27 protein-coding genes are annotated in these 19,773 nt (G+C 54.5%); 20 read left to right on the top strand and 7 right to left on the bottom strand.

Annotation, left to right across the window (positions count from 1 at the left end; genetic code table 11):
* Window positions 1-2: 2 nt before the first annotated feature.
* From ACKQAD_RS16860 to ACKQAD_RS16835, 6 genes are read left to right on the top strand one after another with little or no spacing between them, the layout of a single operon-like run.
* On the top strand, window positions 3-296 hold the full coding sequence (locus ACKQAD_RS16860) for a phage holin family protein (RefSeq protein ID WP_409161203.1): 294 nt from the start codon (window positions 3-5) through the stop codon (window positions 294-296).
* Complete coding sequence (locus ACKQAD_RS16855; protein ID WP_409161202.1) at window positions 283-771, top strand: glycoside hydrolase family 24 protein; 489 nt, start codon at window positions 283-285, stop codon at window positions 769-771. The genes ACKQAD_RS16860 and ACKQAD_RS16855 overlap by 14 nt, the downstream gene beginning before the upstream one ends.
* Window positions 768-1,217: an Rz-like lysis system protein LysB gene (gene lysB, locus ACKQAD_RS16850; protein WP_409161201.1), complete on the top strand. Its 450-nt coding sequence runs from the start codon at window positions 768-770 to the stop codon at window positions 1,215-1,217. The genes ACKQAD_RS16855 and lysB overlap by 4 nt, the downstream gene beginning before the upstream one ends.
* Window positions 1,102-1,344, top strand: a complete 243-nt coding sequence (lysC, locus tag ACKQAD_RS16845; RefSeq protein WP_409161229.1) for an Rz1-like lysis system protein LysC — start codon at window positions 1,102-1,104, stop codon at window positions 1,342-1,344. The genes lysB and lysC overlap by 116 nt, the downstream gene beginning before the upstream one ends.
* Window positions 1,307-1,762 (top strand): phage tail protein, encoded by a 456-nt coding sequence (locus ACKQAD_RS16840; protein ID WP_409161200.1) that lies wholly within the window; start codon window positions 1,307-1,309, stop codon window positions 1,760-1,762. The genes lysC and ACKQAD_RS16840 overlap by 38 nt, the downstream gene beginning before the upstream one ends.
* Window positions 1,755-2,384: a phage virion morphogenesis protein gene (locus ACKQAD_RS16835; protein ID WP_409161199.1), complete on the top strand. Its 630-nt coding sequence runs from the start codon at window positions 1,755-1,757 to the stop codon at window positions 2,382-2,384. The genes ACKQAD_RS16840 and ACKQAD_RS16835 overlap by 8 nt, the downstream gene beginning before the upstream one ends.
* A gap of 37 nt (window positions 2,385-2,421) precedes the next feature.
* Here ACKQAD_RS16835 and ACKQAD_RS16830 read toward each other — a convergent pair whose 3' ends face one another.
* Together ACKQAD_RS16830 and ACKQAD_RS16825 are read right to left on the bottom strand one after the other, a co-directional pair.
* A complete protein-coding gene (locus tag ACKQAD_RS16830; RefSeq protein ID WP_409161198.1) occupies window positions 2,422-2,721 on the bottom strand; it encodes a helix-turn-helix domain-containing protein in 300 nt (99 codons plus the stop codon).
* Window positions 2,721-3,065, bottom strand: coding sequence for a type II toxin-antitoxin system RelE/ParE family toxin (locus tag ACKQAD_RS16825; RefSeq protein ID WP_409161197.1), 345 nt, complete (start codon window positions 3,063-3,065; stop codon window positions 2,721-2,723). Before ACKQAD_RS16825 ends, ACKQAD_RS16830 begins: the two co-directional genes overlap by 1 nt.
* 140 nt (window positions 3,066-3,205) lie before the next feature.
* On the opposite strand from ACKQAD_RS16825, the gene ACKQAD_RS16820 reads away from it, so the two are divergent.
* From ACKQAD_RS16820 to ACKQAD_RS16755, 14 genes are all read left to right on the top strand, one after another.
* Entirely contained in the window at window positions 3,206-3,841 is a 636-nt protein-coding gene (locus tag ACKQAD_RS16820; protein ID WP_409161196.1) for a phage baseplate assembly protein V, read from the top strand.
* Entirely contained in the window at window positions 3,838-4,182 is a 345-nt protein-coding gene (locus ACKQAD_RS16815; RefSeq protein ID WP_409161195.1) for a GPW/gp25 family protein, read from the top strand. The genes ACKQAD_RS16820 and ACKQAD_RS16815 overlap by 4 nt, the downstream gene beginning before the upstream one ends.
* A gap of 3 nt (window positions 4,183-4,185) precedes the next feature.
* Window positions 4,186-5,094: a baseplate assembly protein gene (locus tag ACKQAD_RS16810; protein WP_409161194.1), complete on the top strand. Its 909-nt coding sequence runs from the start codon at window positions 4,186-4,188 to the stop codon at window positions 5,092-5,094.
* Entirely contained in the window at window positions 5,087-5,698 is a 612-nt protein-coding gene (locus tag ACKQAD_RS16805) for a phage tail protein I (RefSeq protein WP_409161193.1), read from the top strand. The genes ACKQAD_RS16810 and ACKQAD_RS16805 overlap by 8 nt, the downstream gene beginning before the upstream one ends.
* Window positions 5,695-8,124 (top strand): phage tail-collar fiber domain-containing protein, encoded by a 2,430-nt coding sequence (locus ACKQAD_RS16800; protein WP_409161192.1) that lies wholly within the window; start codon window positions 5,695-5,697, stop codon window positions 8,122-8,124. The genes ACKQAD_RS16805 and ACKQAD_RS16800 overlap by 4 nt, the downstream gene beginning before the upstream one ends.
* Complete coding sequence (locus ACKQAD_RS16795) at window positions 8,124-8,765, top strand: tail fiber assembly protein (protein ID WP_409161191.1); 642 nt, start codon at window positions 8,124-8,126, stop codon at window positions 8,763-8,765. The genes ACKQAD_RS16800 and ACKQAD_RS16795 overlap by 1 nt, the downstream gene beginning before the upstream one ends.
* Window positions 8,766-9,022: 257 nt before the next feature.
* Window positions 9,023-10,192 (top strand): phage tail sheath protein, encoded by a 1,170-nt coding sequence (locus ACKQAD_RS16790; protein ID WP_409161190.1) that lies wholly within the window; start codon window positions 9,023-9,025, stop codon window positions 10,190-10,192.
* A gap of 14 nt (window positions 10,193-10,206) precedes the next feature.
* The gene (locus tag ACKQAD_RS16785) at window positions 10,207-10,728 is read left to right on the top strand and encodes a phage major tail tube protein (RefSeq protein ID WP_409161189.1); all 522 of its coding nucleotides are present in this window, start codon (window positions 10,207-10,209) and stop codon (window positions 10,726-10,728) included.
* A gap of 59 nt (window positions 10,729-10,787) precedes the next feature.
* Window positions 10,788-11,084: a phage tail assembly protein gene (locus tag ACKQAD_RS16780; protein WP_409161188.1), complete on the top strand. Its 297-nt coding sequence runs from the start codon at window positions 10,788-10,790 to the stop codon at window positions 11,082-11,084.
* Window positions 11,085-11,098: 14 nt separating this feature from the next.
* Entirely contained in the window at window positions 11,099-11,218 is a 120-nt protein-coding gene (locus ACKQAD_RS16775; RefSeq protein ID WP_409161187.1) for a GpE family phage tail protein, read from the top strand.
* Window positions 11,211-14,036 carry a phage tail tape measure protein gene (locus ACKQAD_RS16770; RefSeq protein WP_409161186.1) on the top strand — a complete coding sequence of 942 codons (2,826 nt, stop codon included), beginning with the start codon at window positions 11,211-11,213 and terminating at the stop codon, window positions 14,034-14,036. The genes ACKQAD_RS16775 and ACKQAD_RS16770 overlap by 8 nt, the downstream gene beginning before the upstream one ends.
* Before the next feature lie 4 nt (window positions 14,037-14,040).
* Window positions 14,041-14,526 (top strand): phage tail protein, encoded by a 486-nt coding sequence (locus ACKQAD_RS16765; RefSeq protein ID WP_409161185.1) that lies wholly within the window; start codon window positions 14,041-14,043, stop codon window positions 14,524-14,526.
* Complete coding sequence (locus ACKQAD_RS16760; RefSeq protein ID WP_409161184.1) at window positions 14,523-15,683, top strand: phage late control D family protein; 1,161 nt, start codon at window positions 14,523-14,525, stop codon at window positions 15,681-15,683. The genes ACKQAD_RS16765 and ACKQAD_RS16760 overlap by 4 nt, the downstream gene beginning before the upstream one ends.
* Before the next feature lie 87 nt (window positions 15,684-15,770).
* Window positions 15,771-15,989, top strand: coding sequence for a DNA-binding transcriptional regulator (locus tag ACKQAD_RS16755; RefSeq protein WP_103161059.1), 219 nt, complete (start codon window positions 15,771-15,773; stop codon window positions 15,987-15,989).
* 162 nt (window positions 15,990-16,151) lie between these two features.
* Here ACKQAD_RS16755 and rplS read toward each other — a convergent pair whose 3' ends face one another.
* The 5 genes from rplS to ffh form a co-directional block, all read right to left on the bottom strand.
* Window positions 16,152-16,499, bottom strand: coding sequence for a 50S ribosomal protein L19 (gene rplS, locus ACKQAD_RS16750; RefSeq protein ID WP_010285987.1), 348 nt, complete (start codon window positions 16,497-16,499; stop codon window positions 16,152-16,154).
* Window positions 16,500-16,561: 62 nt separating this feature from the next.
* Window positions 16,562-17,317, bottom strand: coding sequence for a tRNA (guanosine(37)-N1)-methyltransferase TrmD (gene trmD, locus ACKQAD_RS16745; RefSeq protein ID WP_409161183.1), 756 nt, complete (start codon window positions 17,315-17,317; stop codon window positions 16,562-16,564).
* A 38-nt stretch (window positions 17,318-17,355) separates the two neighbouring features.
* Window positions 17,356-17,904, bottom strand: coding sequence for a ribosome maturation factor RimM (gene rimM, locus ACKQAD_RS16740; RefSeq protein ID WP_409161182.1), 549 nt, complete (start codon window positions 17,902-17,904; stop codon window positions 17,356-17,358).
* Window positions 17,905-17,922: 18 nt separating this feature from the next.
* Window positions 17,923-18,171 carry a 30S ribosomal protein S16 gene (rpsP, locus tag ACKQAD_RS16735; RefSeq protein ID WP_225085518.1) on the bottom strand — a complete coding sequence of 83 codons (249 nt, stop codon included), beginning with the start codon at window positions 18,169-18,171 and terminating at the stop codon, window positions 17,923-17,925.
* Between the two features lie 158 nt (window positions 18,172-18,329).
* On the bottom strand, window positions 18,330-19,691 hold the full coding sequence (gene ffh / locus ACKQAD_RS16730; RefSeq protein ID WP_409161181.1) for a signal recognition particle protein: 1,362 nt from the start codon (window positions 19,689-19,691) through the stop codon (window positions 18,330-18,332).
* Window positions 19,692-19,773 lie beyond the last annotated feature (82 nt).

Raw genomic sequence — 19,773 nt, 5'->3', positions numbered from 1 at the left:
CCGTGAACGAACCCGATAAAAGTATTTTGTCTTTATTCCTGATCGGCGCGCTGATTGTCGTCGGAAAAGTGCTGGCAGGTGGGGAGCCTGTCACGTTGCGCCTGTTTATTGGTCGCGTGCTGTTGGGCGGCTTTGTGTCAATGGTGGCAGGTGTGGCGTTGGTGCAGTTTCCTAACCTGTCACCCGTCGCCATTAATGGCATCGGTGCCGCGTTGGGAATAGCGGGCTATCAGGCGATTGAACTGCTGATTAAAAGTCAGTTGGACAAGAGGAAGAAAAACGATGGCGAACAGTAACAATCTGACGGCCTTTCTGGCCATGCTGGCCTTTTCAGAGGGAACGGCGACGCACCCGCTGACGCGCAACAATGGCTATGACGTGATTGTCACCGGGCTGGATGGCAAGCCGGAAATTTTCACCGACTACCGTGATCACCCGTTCGCGTCTGGCCGTCCGGCGAAAGTATTTAACCGCCGGGGTGAGAAGTCCACGGCATCCGGGCGTTATCAACAGCTTTATCTGTTCTGGCCGCATTATCAGCAGCGCATGAAGCTGCCGGATTTTAGCCCTGCGTCACAGGACAAACTCGCCGTGCAACTCATCAGCGAGCGCCGGGCGCTGGATGATATCGAACGGGGCGACATTGAACGGGCGATTTCCAAGTGCCGTAATATCTGGGCGTCGTTGCCGGGTGCGGGTTACGGCCAGCGTGAACACAGTCTTGATAAGCTGCTTCAGGTGTACCAGCAGGCCGGGGGAATGCTGGCATGATGAGTAAACCCATCACGCAGTTTCTCGCTATCGTTGCCGCCTGCCTGTTGGCGGTGCTGGTTGTGGCTAAGTGGCAACTGTCCCGCGCTGAAAGCACGTTAAGCCAGCAGGCTATCGCCCTGAGTCAGCAGAAAGACACGTTGCTGGCGCAGTCTGCCGCCATCGGGTCGTTGCAGGACAACGCCCGGCGCAACGAACAGGCACAGGCGGAACTGCGCACCAAACTATTACAGGCCGGGCAACTGGCCGCTTCACGCGATAAAACCATGACGAGGCTATTGAATGAGAATGCCGATCTGCGCCGCTGGTATGGCACTGCTTTGCCTGACGATATTAAGCGGCTGCACCGCCGCCCCACCTTTGACAACCCCGACGCTTATTTACGTTGGCTGTCCGAAAGTAACGAGTTGCCCGATACCGGGCAGCCGCCCGGAAACCAACGGTGATTTAAGCGCGGATAACCGCCAACTTGAAGGCGCACTGGTGAGCTGTGCGCTACAGGTTGAAACCATCAAACACTGTCAGGAACAACACGATGCTGAAACCCCAAAGCCTGCGCCTCGCCCTAAGTGACGCGGTGCCGGTACTGAAAAATAACCCGGATATGCTGCACGTCTTTATCGACAGCGGCGCGATAGCGTCAACATTGGCGCGGTCACTGTCGTTTGAGAACCAGTACACGCTGAATCTGGTCATCACGGATTTTACTGATGATATCGACTGGCTACTGGTGCCGATTCAGGCATGGTTACGGGAGAATCAACCCGATATCGCCAATGACCCGAAAGGGTTTACCTATCTGGCAGACATTAACGATAACGGTAGCTGTGATATCAGCATCAGCCTGAAACTGACTGAGCGAGTGATCGTCAAAGAGGTAGATAAGGCGCTGCACGTCACTCATGCGCCAGAGCCGCCGCTACCTGTTCCTGTAGAACGCCCGGTGTCGTTGTATATCAGTGGTGAGTTAGTGAGTCAGTGGCATGAATGAGCTGAAACCCTTTGACGATGAACTGGCGGGATTACTGGCTAAAATGTCTCCCGCCAGTCGCAAGGCGTTAGCAAGAGACATTGCTAACGATTTACGGAAAACCAACCAAGCCCGAATCCGTAAGCAGAAAAGCCCAGACGGGACGGCATTTACCCAGCGTAAGGCACAGGTCATCACCGTACAACGTGGAATGAAAATCCTGTGGAACGGTGAAGTGCGCAGCCTGAAAAACTGGCGTAAGCGTAAAGCCCGGTTTGGCACATTATTTACCGGGTATGACACGGACAGAAAAGCCATCCGTTCATTTTACCTGAGTGATATCCAGCGCTTTGTTGAAGTAAAAAAAGAACGGGTCAATACCCGGTCAGGCAAAGCCAAAGCCCGCATGTTTCAGCAGCTTGTAAAGAATAAATACATGCTGGCAACGGCATCACCCCATGATGCAACGGTGGAGTTTGCCAATAAAGCGCGCCGGGTTGCCGAAATCCATCATTACGGACAGACAGAGAAACAGCGAGGTCACAACAAAGAGATCCAGTACCCGGAACGTCAGCTTTTAGGCATTACGCCAGCAGATAAAGAGCGGGTAAACGATTTGGTCATTCAGCATCTGAGTAAATGAAATCAGCCCCGCTTTGTGGCGGGGCAAATTCTTATACTTAGATATGGAATACCCGCCCGCCGCCATCCGGTAGTTCAACCGTCAGACTTAGCTTGCCGCCCATCGCTTCAATGTAGCGCTTCAGCGTTGCCAGTTTCACATCGTTACCTCGCTGTTCAATCTGCGTGATCGACGGCTGTTTTACCCCCATCACATCGGCGACGGTTTTTTGTGAAAGCTGAAGTTCTTCCCTCAACATCTGCAAACCTGTTTCCAGAATCATTTCATCAGCCATTTCTTTAATGCGAGACTGGCTTTCTGGTGATTGTTGCGCAATAAATTCTTTGAGCGTTTTCATTAGTGATTCCTCTTTGCCAGATGTTCGGTAAATTCATCATCCGCTGTGCGGATCATGGTGTCGTAAAAACGTTTGTCATTACTTTTATCCCCGGCACACAGCACGATAGCCTGACGTTCAGGGTCGAAAGCAAAGAAAGCACGAATAGGACGGCCTTCATGCTGCACTCGCAATTCTTTCATGTTGCGATAACGTGAGCCTTTCACGCTGTCAGCATACGGACGTGGAAGCTGTGGACCATAAAACTCAAGCCGCGTCAGGTCTGCTGCCATTTTTTCCTGTAAGGAAAGTTCCTGTTCCATCAACCACGCGGTAAATCGTTCAGTAAAAACCACCGTCCACATTGTTACGCCTCCATAATAAGCTATGGCTTATATAATATAAGCTGTAGCTTATTTGTCAATATTTGAGTCACTTGTTGTCTAACTGACCAGCGAACCGCATCACATTGCTGCCATGTTCCCCCGGCGGCATTCTTTTCCCTATGAAAACACAAGCCACCCTTACCGAAATTCAGCGCCTCTTGCGCAATATTATCCGTGTCGGCGTCGTGACCCACGTCAACACAGCGGACGCCCTATGCCGGGTGCAAACCGGAGACATGACTACAGGCTGGTTGAACTGGTTAACCCGCCGTGCTGGCCGTTCCCGAGACTGGTGGGCACCGTCCATCGGTGAACAGGTGTTGATCTTGTCCATCGGGGGCGAACTGGACACCGCCTTTATATTGCCCGGCATCTATTCCGATGCCAACCCCGCGCCGTCGGCCTCTGCCGATGCGTATCACGTCAGCTTTCCTGACGGTGCGGTGATTGAGTACGAACCCGACACCGGGGCGCTGACCGTCCGCGGGGTTAAAACCGCCACACTCACCGCATCTGAATCCCTTACCGCCACGGTGCCGCTGGTCACGGTGAAGGCGTCAACCCGCATCACATTCGACACGCCAGAAGTGGTCTGTACCAACAAGCTGATTACGGGAACGCTGGAGGTGCAAAAAGGCGGGGAAATGCGCGGCAACATTCAGCATTCCGGCGGGTCTCTGTCGTCCAATGGCAAAGTGTTGCATACACACCGACATATAGGTGACAGCGGCGGCACAACGGGCGCACCACTATGACAGCCCGTTACCTCGGCATGAGCCGTGACAACGGCCAGACCCTCGGCGATATCGAACACATTCGCCAGAGCGTGCGCGATATTCTCATTACGCCCGTCGGGTCGCGGGTGATGCGCCGGGATTACGGGTCGCTGCTGTCGGCGCTGATCGACCAGCCGCAAAATCCTGCTGTGAAATTGCAGGTGATGGCGGCGTGCTACATGGCGCTGCTGCGCTGGGAGCCACGCATCACACTGACGGCCATCAACCTATCAAGCACATTCGACGGCAAGCTGGCCGTTGATATTACGGGCGTGCTGGCTGACAGCAACGCCGTTTCTCTTTCTGTTCCTGTGAGCTGACACATGGCGATGATTGATTTAAGCCAGCTTCCCGCGCCTGCCGTGGTGGAAGAACTGGACTACGAGGCAATTTACACCGAGCGTAAAGCGGTACTGCTGTCGCTCTACCCGGAAGACCAGCGCGCCGCCGTTGCCCGCACTCTGACGCTGGAATCAGATCCGCTCGTCAAGTTGTTGCAGGAAAACGCCTACCGCGAATTATTGTGGCGCCAGCGCGTCAATGAAGCGGCACGCTCCGTGATGGTGGCGTATGCACAAGGGAGTGACCTCGACCAGCTCGGCGCCAATTTTAGCGTTGCCCGTCTGGTTATCACCCCGGCTGACGATTCAACCCTGCCGCCAACGCCTGCCCTGATGGAATCCGACAGCGATTTTCGCCTGCGCATTCAACAGGCGTTTGAGGGGCTGAGCGTTGCCGGGTCGGTTGGTGCCTATCAGTATCACGGACGCAGCGCCGACGGGCGCGTGGCGGATGTGTCGGTTATCAGCCCCAGCCCGGCCAGCGTCACCGTGTCGGTACTGTCACGCGAGGGCAACGGCAGCGCCAGTGCGGAGTTGGTCGCCATCGTCGCCGCTGCACTCAACGGTGAAGACGTGCGCCCGGTGGCTGACCGTGTAACCGTGCAATCCGCCGCGATTGTGCCGTATGAGATTGCCGCCACGCTGTACCTGTATCGGAGTCCCGAAGCGGAGCCTGTGCGCGCCGCCGCTGAACAGAAGCTGAAAGCCTATATCAGTGCGCAACATCGATTAGGGCGGGATATTCGTCGCTCGGCGATTTACGCTGCGCTGCACGTTGAAGGCGTGCAACGAGTCGAGCTGACGACACCCGCCGACGATATCGTGCTGACCGCCGCGCAGGCGTCCTACTGTTCCGGCTATCGGCTGGGTGTAGGCGGTGCCGATGAGTGATACCCGCCTGCTACCTGTCGGGTCGTCGGTGCTGGAAGTCGCCGCCGCCACTGCCTGCGCCGAGATTACCCGCGTACCCGTTCCGCTGCGCCAGTTGTGGAACCCGGATACCTGCCCGGCACACCTGCTGCCGTATCTGGCGTGGGCGTTTTCCGTTGATCGTTGGGATGAAACGTGGCCGGAAAATCTGAAACGCCGGGTGATCCGTGATGCGTTCTTTATTCATCGCCATAAAGGCACCATTGGCGCGCTGCGTCGCGTGGTTGAGCCGTTCGGTTATCTGATCCGTATCAGCGAATGGTTTCAGAGCGGCGGAGAGCCTGGCACGTTTCGACTCGATATCGGCGTACAGGATAGCGGCATCACCGAAGAAACCTTTTACGAGCTGGAGCGGCTGATTGCCGACGCCAAACCCGCGTCACGTCACCTGCTGGGGCTGAATATCAACCTCGACACGCGGGGTGCGGCCTATGTTGCCGCGCTGTCCTATGGCGGCGATGACCTGACCATTTACCCCTATTTTCCTGAAACTATCACCGTGTCCGGTCTGGATGTGACCGGAGCAGCACTTCATTTAATCGACAACGTGAGCGTAACCGCATGAGCGCAAAATATTTTGCCCTGTTAACCAACATCGGCGCGGCCAAACTGGCTAACGCCACCGCGCTGGGTAGTCGCCTTAACATCACCCGGATGGCCGTCGGGGATGGCGGCGGCATCTTGCCAACACCGAACCCGGCACAAACCAAGCTGATTGGCGAAAAACGTCGGGCGGCGCTCAATACGCTGAGTGTTGACCCGAAAAACCCCAGCCAGATTATCGCCGAGCAGGTCATTCCAGAAAATGAGGGCGGTTGGTGGATTCGTGAAATCGGCCTGTTTGATGATGACGGTAATCTGATTGCGGTCGCCAACTGCCCGGAAACCTACAAACCACAACTTCAGGAAGGGAGCGGTCGTATTCAGACCGTGCGCATGATCCTGATTGTCAGCAGTACCGACGCCGTGACGTTGAAAATCGACCCGGCGGTCGTGCTGGCAACGCGGGGTTATGTTGATAACGCGGTGATCGAGGTGAAAGCCTATGCGGATAGCATGATGAAAAACCATCTTGCCGCCGCTGATCCTCACTCGCAATATGCGCCAAAGGCCAGCCCGGCACTGACAGGCAAACCTACCGCGCCCACAGCCGCGCAAACCGCTAATGACACACAACTGGCAACAACGGCCTTTGTGAAAGCCGCCGTTTCCGCGCTGGTCAATGGGTCACCCGGTGCGCTCGATACGTTGCAGGAACTGGCGAAAGCGCTAGGCAATGACCCAAACTTCTCCACAACGATGCTGACTGAGCTAGGGAAAAAACTCCCCCTGGCCGGCGGAACGATGAGCGGAACGCTGGTTTCCTCTGTCGCTGATGCGGTGCGTATGGTGAATGGCGGCTACGGCGTCACTCTGCGTCATGATGGCGGTGATTTTTATTTTTTACTGACCGATAAAGAAGACCCTTACGGAAAATGGAACAGTTTACGGCCATTCAGGATTAATCTGGCAACGGGCGATGTCGCGCTGGGGCATAAAGTTGATGCCGACACATTGCTGGAAAAAGGCCAGCGCGTCTACAGCCCTAACAATAAGCCCACCGCCGCCGATGTGGGCGCGCTGACGGATGCGCAGGCTACACAGAAATATGCACGGCTGGAAAGCCCAGCGCTGATTGGCAAACCTACCGCCCCAACAGCGGTACAGGCATCCAATGATACGCAGATTGCAACGACAGCATTTGTTAAAGCAGCCATATCCGCCTTAATTAACGGGTCACCCGGTGCGCTCGATACGTTGCAGGAGCTGGCGCAGGCGCTCGGCAATGATCCGAATTTCTCAACCACTATTTTGAATGCATTAGCCGGAAAACTGTCGCTGACAGGGGGCAAAATGTCCGGTCGTCTGGAGACTAACGACATTGTAAAAGTAACCGGGGCAGGTTCTGCATTGCCGGACTCGCAGGGTGCATTTTTGTGCTGGAATCGGGTGAATGGAGAAGGCCGCACTGATTTTGTGAATCACCGTGGCAGTGGCCGTGGCGGATTTTCATTCTGGAACGGCAATCATGAGGCATTAAGCGAACTGTTATCACTGACTTCTAACGGGTCGTTATATGTTTCCGGCATGCTGTATGAGGTGGGGAAACGGGTTTATAGCCCGAATAACAAACCGACACCGGAAGATATCGGCACATACTCAAAAAACGAAGGAGACGCACGTTATTTAAGGCAATCCGGTGGAGAGGTAACCGGGGAACTCCAGCTATCATCGGCTAATGCATTGCGACTGGATTATGGGGATTATGGCGTTATTTTTCGTAATGACGGCAACCGATTTTATCTGCTGTTGACCAACAAAGGTGATAAAAAAGGTGGCTTTAATGCATTACGGCCATTTGATATCAATCTGGCTACAGGGGATTTCACCACAGGACACAATATGAATGTGGTTGGCTCAATCACCGAAAAAGGCCAGCGCATCTACAGTCCCAACAATAAACCCACTGCGAAAGAAATCAATGCAATTGCTGTTGATGAGCTGTCGGGCATTCCCCTTCCATTTCCCGGCGCGGTTGCCCCCCCCGGATGGCTCAAATGCAACGGCCAGTCATTCGATAAATCCCTGTATCCGGTTTTAGCCTCACGCTATCCGTCTGGTGTCCTGCCCGATTTACGCGGCGAATTCGTGCGCGGCTGGGATGATGGGCGCGGTGCTGATAGCGGGCGTGCGCTGCTTTCAGCGCAGGGTAATACTATTCAGAGCCACGCTCATGAATACAGAGACCGCTATTACATTGAAAACGGGAATGGCATTAACGTCGCATATTCAGAAACTGCGCCACTGAATTACAACAGTAACGTAGGTTCACAGGGAACAGATTCGGACAATAGGATGTGGCTCTATTACGATAGTCTCACGTCAGAAGCAGGCAATACAGAAACCCGCCCCCGCAATATTGCATTTAACTACATCGTGAGAGCAGCATAATGAGCAACTATTCAACACAAATCAAAAACGCAGAACTGAACGAAAGTGGGCTGGCAATCAACTCAGGCTGGATTACGGTTTATCACGTTAATCCTGCTACAAGGGAATATCAGAGCGCGAGTTATGAATACATTATGCAGGGTGTTGGCCTGCCTGCCGATAGCTACGTCGATGAACCGGAATTGCCGCCAGTCGGTCAAGCGCTCCGCCGCAGCGCTGACGGTAAATCATGGGAGCAGGTGCCGGACTATCGCGGCAAAACTGTCTACAACACGGAAACACGACAGGCGCAGACTGTTAGCCAGTTTGGCGAATTGCCAGATAACGTCACATTGCTGAAACCGGCTACTGAATTCGACGTTTGGAACGGTAAAGCATGGGTGATCGACAAAGACGCGCAAGCCGCCGCCGCGCTCAAAACCGCACAGCAGGAACTTGCTACACGCAAAGCTGCTGCAACATCACGCATTAATGAACTGACCTATGCGGTCAATCTGGACATTGCGACAGATGAAGAGAAAGCCGCGCTGACTGCGTGGCAGACCTATGCCGTGTTGCTGAGCCGTATCGATGTTAATGCTACTGATATAGACTGGCCAACTGCGCCGGATGCTGAATTGATCGCTACCGCCGATCAATAACGCCTAATCGATCTGTATAAACGTTTATAAAACAATCACCCGAAATGTCATTATGTGATTGGTTTTAAAATAATAATGATACACCGGGGAAAGCGAAGCCCACCGTTAGCGAGACGGTGGGCTTTTTTCATGCCTGTTTTCTGCCTCGCTGTTGTGCCAGCCGTCACCGTACCCGCATCACTCGCCCACACTCGCCTCACGCCAGACAATAACCGCTCCTGACACTGCAATCGTGCTATTAGCCGGAGCCTCAATTTATGAGTGATTTTCACCACGGCGTGCAGGTCGTCGAGATTAACGACGGCACGCGAGTTATTTCTACTGTTTCCACTGCGATTGTCGGCATGGTGTGCACCGCATCTGACGCCGACGCGGCCACCTTTCCACTCAATACCCCGGTGCTGATTACCAATGTGCTGTCCGCTGTCGGCAAGGCCGGAAAAAAAGGCACGCTGGCCGCTGCGCTGTCTGCCATCGCCGACCAGTCCAAACCCGTTACCGTTGTGGTGCGCGTGGCCGAGGGTAAAGACGAAGCCGAAACCATCAGCAATGTGATCGGCGGCAGTGACGAAAACGGCAAATACACCGGGATGAAAGCCCTGTTAGATGCCATGTCAGTAACAGGCGTGAAGCCGCGCATTCTCGGTGCGCCGGGGCTTGACTCGCTGCCCGTTGCCACCGCATTAGCCTCAATCTGCCAGTCGTTGCGCGCATTCGGTTACGTCAGCGCATGGGGCTGCAAAACCCTGTCGGACGCCATCAACTACCGGGACAATTTCAGCCAGCGTGAACTGATGGTGATCTGGCCGGATTTTATTGCGTGGGACACCACGGCCAACGCCAGCGCTACGGCATATGCCACCGCCCGCGCCCTCGGTCTACGCGCCAAAATCGACCAAGAAACCGGATGGCATAAAACCCTGTCTAACGTCGGCGTGAACGGCGTGACGGGTATCAGCGCCTCGGTGTATTGGGATTTGCAGGCACCCGGCACCGATGCGGATTTGCTGAATGAGGCGGGTGTTACCACGCTGGTTCGTAAAGACGGTTTCCGCTTCTGGGGTAACCGCACCTGTTCTGACGATCCGCTATTCCTGTTTGAGAACTACACCCGCACCGCGCAGGTGCTGGCCGATACGATGGCCGAAGCGCACCTGTGGGCAGTCGATAAGCCCGTTACCGCGACGCTTATCAAAGACATTATCGAAGGTATCAAGGCGAAGTTCCGCGAGCTGAAATCTAACGGCTACATCATTGATGCGGATTGCTGGTATGACGACACCGCAAACGATAAGGAAACCCTCAAGGCCGGGAAACTGTATATCGATTATGACTATACGCCCGTTCCTCCGTTGGAAAATCTCACCCTGCGCCAGCGCATCACCGATAAATATCTGGTGAATCTGGCCGCGTCGGTCAACAGCTAAGGAGTTACCGCGCTATGGCACTGCCTCGCAAACTGAAATTTATGAACCTGTTCAATGACGGCATGAGCTACATGGGGGTTGCCACCGCCGTTACGCTGCCGAAGCTCACGCGCAAGCTGGAGAACTACCGCGGCGGCGGCATGAACGGCACTGCACCCATTGATTTTGGGCTGGACGATGACGCGCTGGCGATGGAATGGACGATGGGCGGATTCGCTGACGAAACCCTGCTGGCGCAGTATGCGGCACCGGGTGCTGATGCGGTGCTGCTGCGTTTTACCGGGTCGTACCAGCGCGACGACACCGGGGAAATTGTCGCGGTAGAGGTTGTGATGCGTGGCCGTCATAAAGAAATTGACGGCGGCGAAAGCAAACAGGGAGAAGACACCGAAACCAAAATTTCGACCCAATGCACGTATTACAAACTGACCGTGGACGGCAAAGAGATGATCGAGATTGACACTATCAACATGATTGAGCGTGTCAACGGCGTTGACCGTCTGGAGCAACATCGCCGGGCGATTGGTCTGGCGTAACCCTGTCCGGCCAGCCCGGCGCTGGCCGTCTTTCTTCACATTAAATGCAGAGAATTATCATGAACAAAAACGACAACGTGGTCACACTGGAAACCCCGATTCAACGTGGCGAAACTGCCATCGACACGATCACCCTGATTAAACCGACTACCGGAACGCTGCGCGGTGTCAGTCTGGCTGCGGTGGCGAATTCGGACGTCGACGCGATGATTAAAGTGCTACCGCGTATGACCGTCCCGGCACTCACCGAGGCCGAAATCACCCGCATGGAATTGCCGGATATGATTGCCATCGCTGGCAAGGTGATCGGTTTTTTGACGCCGAAATCGCCACAGACGACCTCCCCCGAAGTCTGACGGTTGATGAACTGATGGCGGATATCGCGGTGATTTTTCACTGGCCACCATCCGAGCTGTACCCGATGACCCTCACCGAGTTGGTCCTGTGGCGCGACAAGGCGCTGAAACGTAGCGGACATCATAATGAGTAACACTCTACAGTTAAGCGTTTTGCTGAAAGCCGTGGACAGTGCGACCCGACCCTTTAAGGCGGTGCAAACCGCCAGTAAAAAGCTGTCGGGCGATATCCGTGATTCAAAAGTGCAGCTCAAAGCGCTGGAAGAACAAGCGGCTGATATCGAAGGCTTTCGCAAGACAAAAAGTCAGCTAGGCGAAACAGGCGCAGCACTCCAGCAGGCACGGGCTAAAGCCGCCACGCTGTCGGCGGAACTGCGCAATAGCGAAAATCCCACCAAACGGCAGGCGCAGGCGCTGGCGCGGGCAAAACGTCAGGCCGCGACGCTAAAAACCGAGTATGCCGCGCTGCGCCAGTCGGTACAGCGACAGCGTACTGAGTTGGAACAAGCTGGCGTCAGCACGCGCAACCTGTCCGGTGCGGAGCGACAGTTGCGCACGAACATCACCCAGACAACGACGCAGCTTGACCAACAGCGCACCGCGCTGTCCCGCGTCAGCCAACAACAGGAAAAGCTGAACGCGGTCAGACAGCGCTATGAGAAAGGCAAAGAAATTACCGCTGGGGTACGCAATACCAGCGCGGCGGCGTTTGGTCTGGGTTCAGCGGCACTGTATGCCGAAAGCCGTCTGATTGCGCCCTCGGTACAGGCAGACGGACACGGGGCGCGCATTGCGGCACAGACGGGCGGGAATGCTGCCGACGGCGAACAGTACACCCGCGTTATCAAAGATATTAACGCCTCTGGTGTGAGTAATGACCTCAACCAGATAGCGGATGCCGTAGCCGCCGTGCGGAGCACATTGGGTGCGATGGGTGACGTCGGGGAAACCGAGCTGGCGCGGATATCGCGGAAAGCGCTGGACATACAAACGGCGCTCGGCGGTGATGCAACCGAGAGTATCCAGATCGCCGCCATCATGATGAAAAACGGCCTCGCGAAGAACAGCGACGATGCGTTTGACTTGATGGTATCAGGGATGCAGCGCGTGTCGGCGCAGATGCGCGGCGAACTGCCGGAAATTCTGCATGAATATTCGACCCACTTCCGCAACATGGGATTCAGCGGCTCGGAAGCCATGACACTGTTAGTGGAGATGGCGCAGCAAGGCAAGTTCGCGCTGGACAAGACAGGCGACGCGGTGAAGGAGTTCAGCATTCGTGGGTCTGACATGTCAAAGGCCAGTATTGAAGCCTATGACGCCGCCGGACTCAATGCCGCCAAAATGTCTACCGCCATTGCCAGTGGGGGCGATAAGGCGCGGGTCGCGATGCAGAAAACCGCCAACGGGCTGCTGAAAATTAAAGACCCGGCAGAACGGGCAAATGCCGCTATCGCCCTGTTTGGTACGCCGATTGAAGACCTGTCGATTGACCAGATACCGAAATTTCTGGCGGCGCTGGCCGGAGCCGAAAACAAGCTCGGTGATGTGTCCGGGGCGGCTGACCGCATGAGCGATACCCTGCGCGATAACCTTGAGGGGGATATCGGGCGGCTACAGGGTGCGCTGGCCAGCTTACGCTTTAACCTGTTCAATGACGATGACGGCGCACTGCGCAAACTGACGCAGGCCGCGACGGCGTGGTTAACCCGCGTCAATGAATGGGTCAAAGCTAACCCGGAGCTGACGCGGCAGATTGTCATGGTGGGTGGCGCTGCCACGGCGTTAATCACGGTGCTGGGTGGGATCGGGCTGGTTGCGTGGCCTGTCATGAGCGGGATTAACGCATTAGTTGGCGGAGCAGGGTTACTGAGTGCCGGATTACGATCCGCCGGAACACGCGGCATCACGCCGCTGTCAGGGGGATTAACCCGCCTCGGCGGTGCGATTACGTGGCTGGCTAAATCGCCGCTGATGCTGCTACGGGCGGGAACCTCTGCGCTTACCTCGGTATTCGGGGCGGTCGGTAATCCACTGGCCGTGATCCGGGGCGCAATGTCGGGATTTGGCCGGGTGCTGATGTGGCTGTTTACGTCACCGCTGGCACTGCTGCGCACCGGGATTACGCTGGTTGGCAGTGCGTTAGGCGTGCTGCTGTCGCCTGTCGGGCTGGCTGTCGCCGCGATTGTCGGTGGCGCGCTACTTATCTGGAAATACTGGGAGCCGATTCAGGCATTTATCGGCGGCGTGGTTGAGGGATTTGTTGCAGCAAGTGCGCCCATTATTGCGGCGTTTGAACCGCTCCAGCCTGTCTTTACGTGGATTGGCGACAAAATCAAAGCATTGTTTGGCTGGTTCGGCGATCTACTGACGCCCGTCAAATCCACTGCCGCCGAGCTGGACGGTGCGGCCAGCATGGGGAAACGGTTTGGTGAGGCACTGGCTAACGGGCTTAACATCATCATGCACCCGCTGGAGTCGCTGAAAAAAGGCGTGTCGTGGCTGCTGGAAAAGCTGGGGCTGGTTGACGAAAAATCGAAGAAACTGCCGACCGCTGACAGTATCCTGCCGCCGGAAGACGCCGCAGCGCTCAAGGTAGGCGTAAGCCGCGCCCCAACACCACAGGGCAACGACGCAAAGGCGATTGCCGCCAGATACAGCGGTGTGAGTAAGCCGGAAACCGCAGCAGAACCGGCTACCCTCACACACCGTCAGGATGCGGCGGTGATGGCTTCAGCGACCATGAGCATGTCGGCTTATCGCCCGATAGCTCCAGCAGTTCAGGCCAGTGCGGCATCATCCCCGGTCAGCATTCACGCGCCGATCAGTATCGTTACCCAACCCGGACAGAGTGAAAAAGGCATCGCGCAGGAAGTCACGCGTCAGCTTGAACAGCGGGAACGGGCGGCGCGGTCACGCGCATTCAGTCAGTACAGTTATCAGGGAGGCTAATCCGATGATGCTCACATTGGGGCTGTTTGTGTTCCAGCTCCAGACCTTGCCATATCAGAACATGCAACGCAATGTTGATTACCGCTGGCCGTCAAACAGCCGCGTAGGCCAACGTCCGGCGTTGCAGTTCTTAGGCATTGAAGACGAAAAAATCACATTGTCGGGGGAGTTATTGCCGGAAATCACAGGCGGCACGCTGTCGTTGCTGATGCTGGAGACGATGGCCGATCAGGGGCGTGCATGGCCGCTGATTGAGGGCAGCGGCACCATTTACGGCGTGTTTGTGGTGAACAGTCTCAGCCAGACGAAAACCGATTTTTTCCCTGATGGCCGCGCCCGGCGGATTGAGTTTACCATCACGCTAACCCGCGTGGACTCGTCACTGTCTGCCATGCTGGGCGATTTACGCCAGCAGGCGGAGGGCTTGATAGGCAGCGCCGGGGAAATGGCTAACCGGGCGCAATCCGCTATTGGAGGCTTATTCGCATGATTAACCCGCTGAACGTTCGGGCTGGCAGTAAAATCGCTCCCGCGTACCTGCTGCGACTCAATGAGCAGGACATCACGACCGTTATCAGTCCGCGCCTGCTATCACTGAGCCTGACAGATAACCGGGGCTTTGAGGCCGACCAGCTCGACATCGAACTGGACGACAGCGACGGATTGTTGCAGTTGCCCCGTAGGGGCGCGGTGCTGTCGGTGTTTTTGGGCTGGGAAGGAGAAGCATTGATCGGCAAAGGCGATTTTACGGTGGATGAAATAGAGCACCGTGGCACGCCGGACACACTCACCATCCGGGCGCGCAGTGCCGATTTTCGCGGGTCGCTGAACTCCCGGCGTGAGCTGTCCTATCACGACACCACGCTGGGCGCGATTGTTGAGCAAGTGGCGAAGCGTAACAACCTTGCGCCGATGCTGGCCGACGGGTTCGCGGGGATAAAAATTCCCCACATCGACCAGACGCAGGAAACCGACGCGGTATTTATTACGCGGCTGGCCGAGCGCAACGGGGCGATAGTGGCGATCAAGGCCGGGCGTTTGCTGTTTATCCGTCCCGGAACGGGGAAGACGGCCAGCGGCAAACCTATCCCACAGCAGATTATTGAACGCAGCGACGGCGATCAGCACAGTTTTAGCTTAGCTGACCGAGGCGCGTACACGGGCGTCACGGCAAGCTGGTTGCATACCAAAGAGCCGCAGCCTGAAAAGCCAAAAACGGTAAAGGTAAAACGTCAGAAAAAAGTGCTGTTGCATCAGGGACCACAACCCCAACAGCCACACCCTAAAGCGAAAAAGGCCAAGAAAGCGCCGGAAGCCCGCGAGGGTGATTATCTGGTCGGCACCGATGAAAACGTGCTGGCACTAACTACGGTTTTTGCGACCAAAGAACAGGCCATTCGTAAGGCAACAGCAGAATGGGACAAGTTACAGCGCGGTGTCGCGGAGTTCTCTATCACACTAGCGATGGGGCGTGCTGACCTGTTCCCAGAAACGCCCGTTCAGGTCAGTGGCTTTAAACAGGTGATCGACGAACAGCCGTGGACTATCTCAAAAGTGACGCACAATTTGAGTAATTCAGGATACGTTACCGCGCTGGAGCTGGAAGTGCTGCTGTCCGATGCTGAGTATGGGCTGAATGAACAGTAATTCATTTTCAAATCAATATTTGAAAAATCGAATAAAGTGATATGATTGATGATATGAACCAGACAGGACGATAAGGCGATTTACGAAATGATGCATTGCCCACTCTGCCAAAATGCAGCGCACGCGAGATCCAGCCGCTACATTACGAACAAGACAAAAGAACGTTATCACCAGTGCCAGAATATCAACTGCGGTTGCACATTCAAGTCAATGGAAACCATCGCGGATATTATTATGACGCCGGGCGATGTTAAGCCCGTCCCGCCACACCCTGATCGGTCAAATCAGGGAACACTCTGGATTTAACACAGCAACCTAAAGCCCGCGAAAGCGGGTTTTCTTTTGCCTATCTGTCGCCACTGCTTTTTCTCTGCCGCCACTTTGCCGCCACTTAGATAAAAAAAAAGCCTAGCTATTACGCTAGGCCTTTGAAAAATAACAACTTTCGGATGTTGCGAAAGCGCTATCTTAGTTAAGACGCTCTTTGATACGAGCAGACTTACCAGTACGCTCACGCAGGTAGTACAGTTTGGCTTTGCGCACGGCACCACGACGTTTAACAGCGATGCTGTCAACAACTGGAGAGTGAGTCTGGAATACACGCTCCACGCCTTCGCCGTTAGAAATTTTGCGAACAGTGAATGCAGAATGCAGACCGCGGTTACGAATAGCGATAACCACGCCCTCGAATGCCTGCAGACGTTTTTTGCTACCTTCAACAACCCATACCTTCACTTCTACGGTATCACCCGGACGAAATGCAGGTACGTCCTGCTTCATTTGTTCGTCTTCGATTTGCTTAATAATGTTGCTCATAATATGTCTCTTACCCTAGGTAAACTGATAGTTGGGTTCGCACGGTAAACCGGCGTAACCACCTAATACTCTTGTTGGTCAGACTGATATTCACGTTGGAATTCAGCCAGCAACCTTGTTTGCTCGTCAGTCAGAGCTAGGCTTTTCAGAAGTTCAGGTCTTCTAAGCCAGGTTCGGCCCAGCGACTGCTTCAATCGCCAGCGACGTATTTCCGCATGGTTTCCAGACAGTAACACCGCCGGGACCTCCATGCCTTCCAGTATTTCAGGACGAGTGAAATGAGGACAGTCCAGCAACCCATCGGCAAAAGAATCTTCTTCTGCTGAAGCCTGATGCCCCAGTACACCCGGTATAAAGCGGGCAACGGAGTCAATCAGAGTCATCGCTGGCAGTTCCCCACCGCTGAGTACGTAATCCCCTATCGACCATTCTTCATCGATTTCGGTTTTAATTACGCGCTCATCAATCCCTTCGTACCGTCCACACACCAGAATCATCTTCTGGTTTGTAGCGAGTTGACGTACGCCTTGCTGATCTAATTTACGGCCCTGAGGTGATAAATAAATCACTCTCGCGCCTTCGCCTGCCGCTGCTTTTGCTGCGTGGATCGCATCCCGTAAAGGTTGCACCATCATCAGCATTCCGGGGCCGCCGCCATAAGGCCGATCGTCCACGGTGCGATGCCGATCGTAAGTGAAGTCGCGAGGACTCCAATACTGTACGTTCAGCAGGCCATTTTTTACTGCCCGGCCAGTGACTCCGTAATCAGTAATTGCCCGGAACATCTCTGGAAACAGGCTAATCACCCCAATCCACATAGTCTCGTTCCGCTGGGTACTACTGGTCGATTCAGAGCTCAAAAACCAGGATCCCAATCTACTTCAATAGTTTGAGTAGACAGGTCGACACGCTTAACAACCTGTTCAGTGAGGAACGGAACCAGCCGCTCCTTGACTCCGAAGGCATCTTTCAGGTTGGCTTTTATTACCATCACATCGTTCGAGCCGGTTTCCATCATATCGATGACTTTACCCAGCTCATAACCAGTTACGGTCACGACCTGACAGCCAATAAGATCCTTCCAGTAATAATCACCTTCGCCCAGATCGGGCAGTTGTGACGAATCTACGACAATTTCGCAATTGGTCAGTAAATTAGCCGCATCACGGTCATCAACACCTTTCACTTTGATGATCAGGTCCTGATTGTGATATTTCCAGCTTTCAATTTCGACAAGCTGCCAACCGCTTTTACTCTGGGTGAACCAGGGTTGATAATCAAAAATGCTCTCGGCATCTTCGGTGGATGAAAACACTCTGAGCCAACCTCGGATGCCGTATGCCGACCCGACCTTCCCCATAACAATCGGGTTAACGGGGGGTTTTAGGCTGAGTTGATTGCTCATTATCACCACCGCAACAGATTATGCTGCTTTTTTAGCGTCTTTGATCAGCGAAGATACGCGATCAGACACAGTTGCACCCAGACCAAGCCAATGCTCGATACGGTCCAGATCCAGGCGCAGTGCTTCTGCTTGACCTGATGCGATTGGGTTGAAGAAACCAACGCGCTCAATGAAACGACCGTCACGCGCATTGCGGCTATCGGTCACGATTACTTGATAGAACGGGCGTTTTTTCGCGCCGCCACGTGCCAAACGAATTGTTACCATAACATCCTCTTTAGTGAATAAAACAACTGGGCTCCATCGAGGAACGGAGCCCAGTATGTCATATAAAAAGCCCGAAAATTTTACTCATTTTGGCGCAAAAAGCAATCTAAAGCGTGTAATCACGCCAAGAGTTTATCCACGCCACGGAATTTCAGTGATTAACGCCCCGGAAATCCAGGTGGCATCATCCCTTTCATACCGCGCATCATTTTCGCCAGGCCACCGTTTTTCATCTTCTTCATCATTCGCTGCATATCATCGAACTGTTTCAGAAGACGGTTTACGTCCTGCACCTGCATACCTGAACCCATCGCGATACGGCGTTTGCGCGATCCTTTGATAATCTCAGGCTTAGCACGTTCCTGAAGCGTCATTGAATTAATGATCGCCTCCATACGTACCAACACCTTGTCATCCATTTGCGATTTTACATTATCAGGCAACTGACCCATACCGGGCATCTTGCTCATCATGCTGGCCATACCGCCCATATTGCGCATCTGCTTGAGCTGATCCAGAAAATCGGTCAAATCAAACCCATCGCCTTTCTTCAGCTTTTTCGCCAGCTTCTCTGCCTGTGTACGGTCAACCTTGCTTTCAATATCTTCAATCAGTGAAAGCACATCGCCCATGCCGAGAATGCGCGATGCCACGCGCTCAGGATAGAACGGCTCTAGCGCTTCGGTTTTTTCACCGACGCCGAGGAATTTAATCGGCTTACCCGTAATATGGCGGATAGATAACGCCGCACCGCCGCGGGCATCACCATCAATTTTGGTGAGAATTACACCGGTCAGCGGCAGCGCTTCATTAAAGGCTTTCGCCGTATTCGCCGCATCCTGCCCCGTCATGGCATCAACGACAAACAGCGTTTCAACGGGATTAATCGCCGCATGAACCTGTTTGATTTCGTCCATCATCGCGTCATCAACGTGGAGACGACCCGCGGTATCGACCAACAAGACATCGTAGAATTTCAACTTAGCGTGTTGTAACGCACGTTCTACAATCGCAAGCGGCTTTTCCTGCACGTCTGACGGGAAGAAATCGACGCCCACCTGCTGCGCCAGCGTTTCCAACTGCTTAATCGCCGCAGGGCGATAAACGTCGGCAGAAACTACCAGCACTTTTTTCTTCTGCTTCTCACGCAGGAATTTACCCAGCTTACCCACGCTGGTTGTTTTACCCGCACCTTGCAGGCCCGCCATCAGAACAACCGCAGGCGGCTGCGCGGCAAGATTCAGCTCAGCGTTGATGTCACCCATGGCGCTGACGAGTTCATTTTTAACAATTTTGACGAACTCTTGGCCCGGCGTCAGACTTTTATTAACTTCATGCCCTACAGCACGCTCTTTCACGCGATTGATAAAATCACGCACCACAGGTAACGCGACGTCGGCTTCCAGCAATGCCATACGCACTTCACGCAGCGTTTCTTTTATGTTGTCTTCAGTCAACCGCCCGCGGCCGCTGATATTGCGCAATGTGCGCGAGAGTCGATCGGTTAAATTTTCAAACATATCTCATGCTCAACGTAAGACAGGCCGCCAGCGCGACACGAATGGAAGAGATTATACACAAAAGCGGGAACGATCTCAGCGC

It is taken from the genome of Pectobacterium artocarpous (assembly GCF_046159765.1).
Classification (GTDB): domain Bacteria; phylum Pseudomonadota; class Gammaproteobacteria; order Enterobacterales; family Enterobacteriaceae; genus Pectobacterium.
Note: the sequence above shows the minus strand (reverse complement) of the source record. Positions and strands in the feature narration are given on the sequence as shown.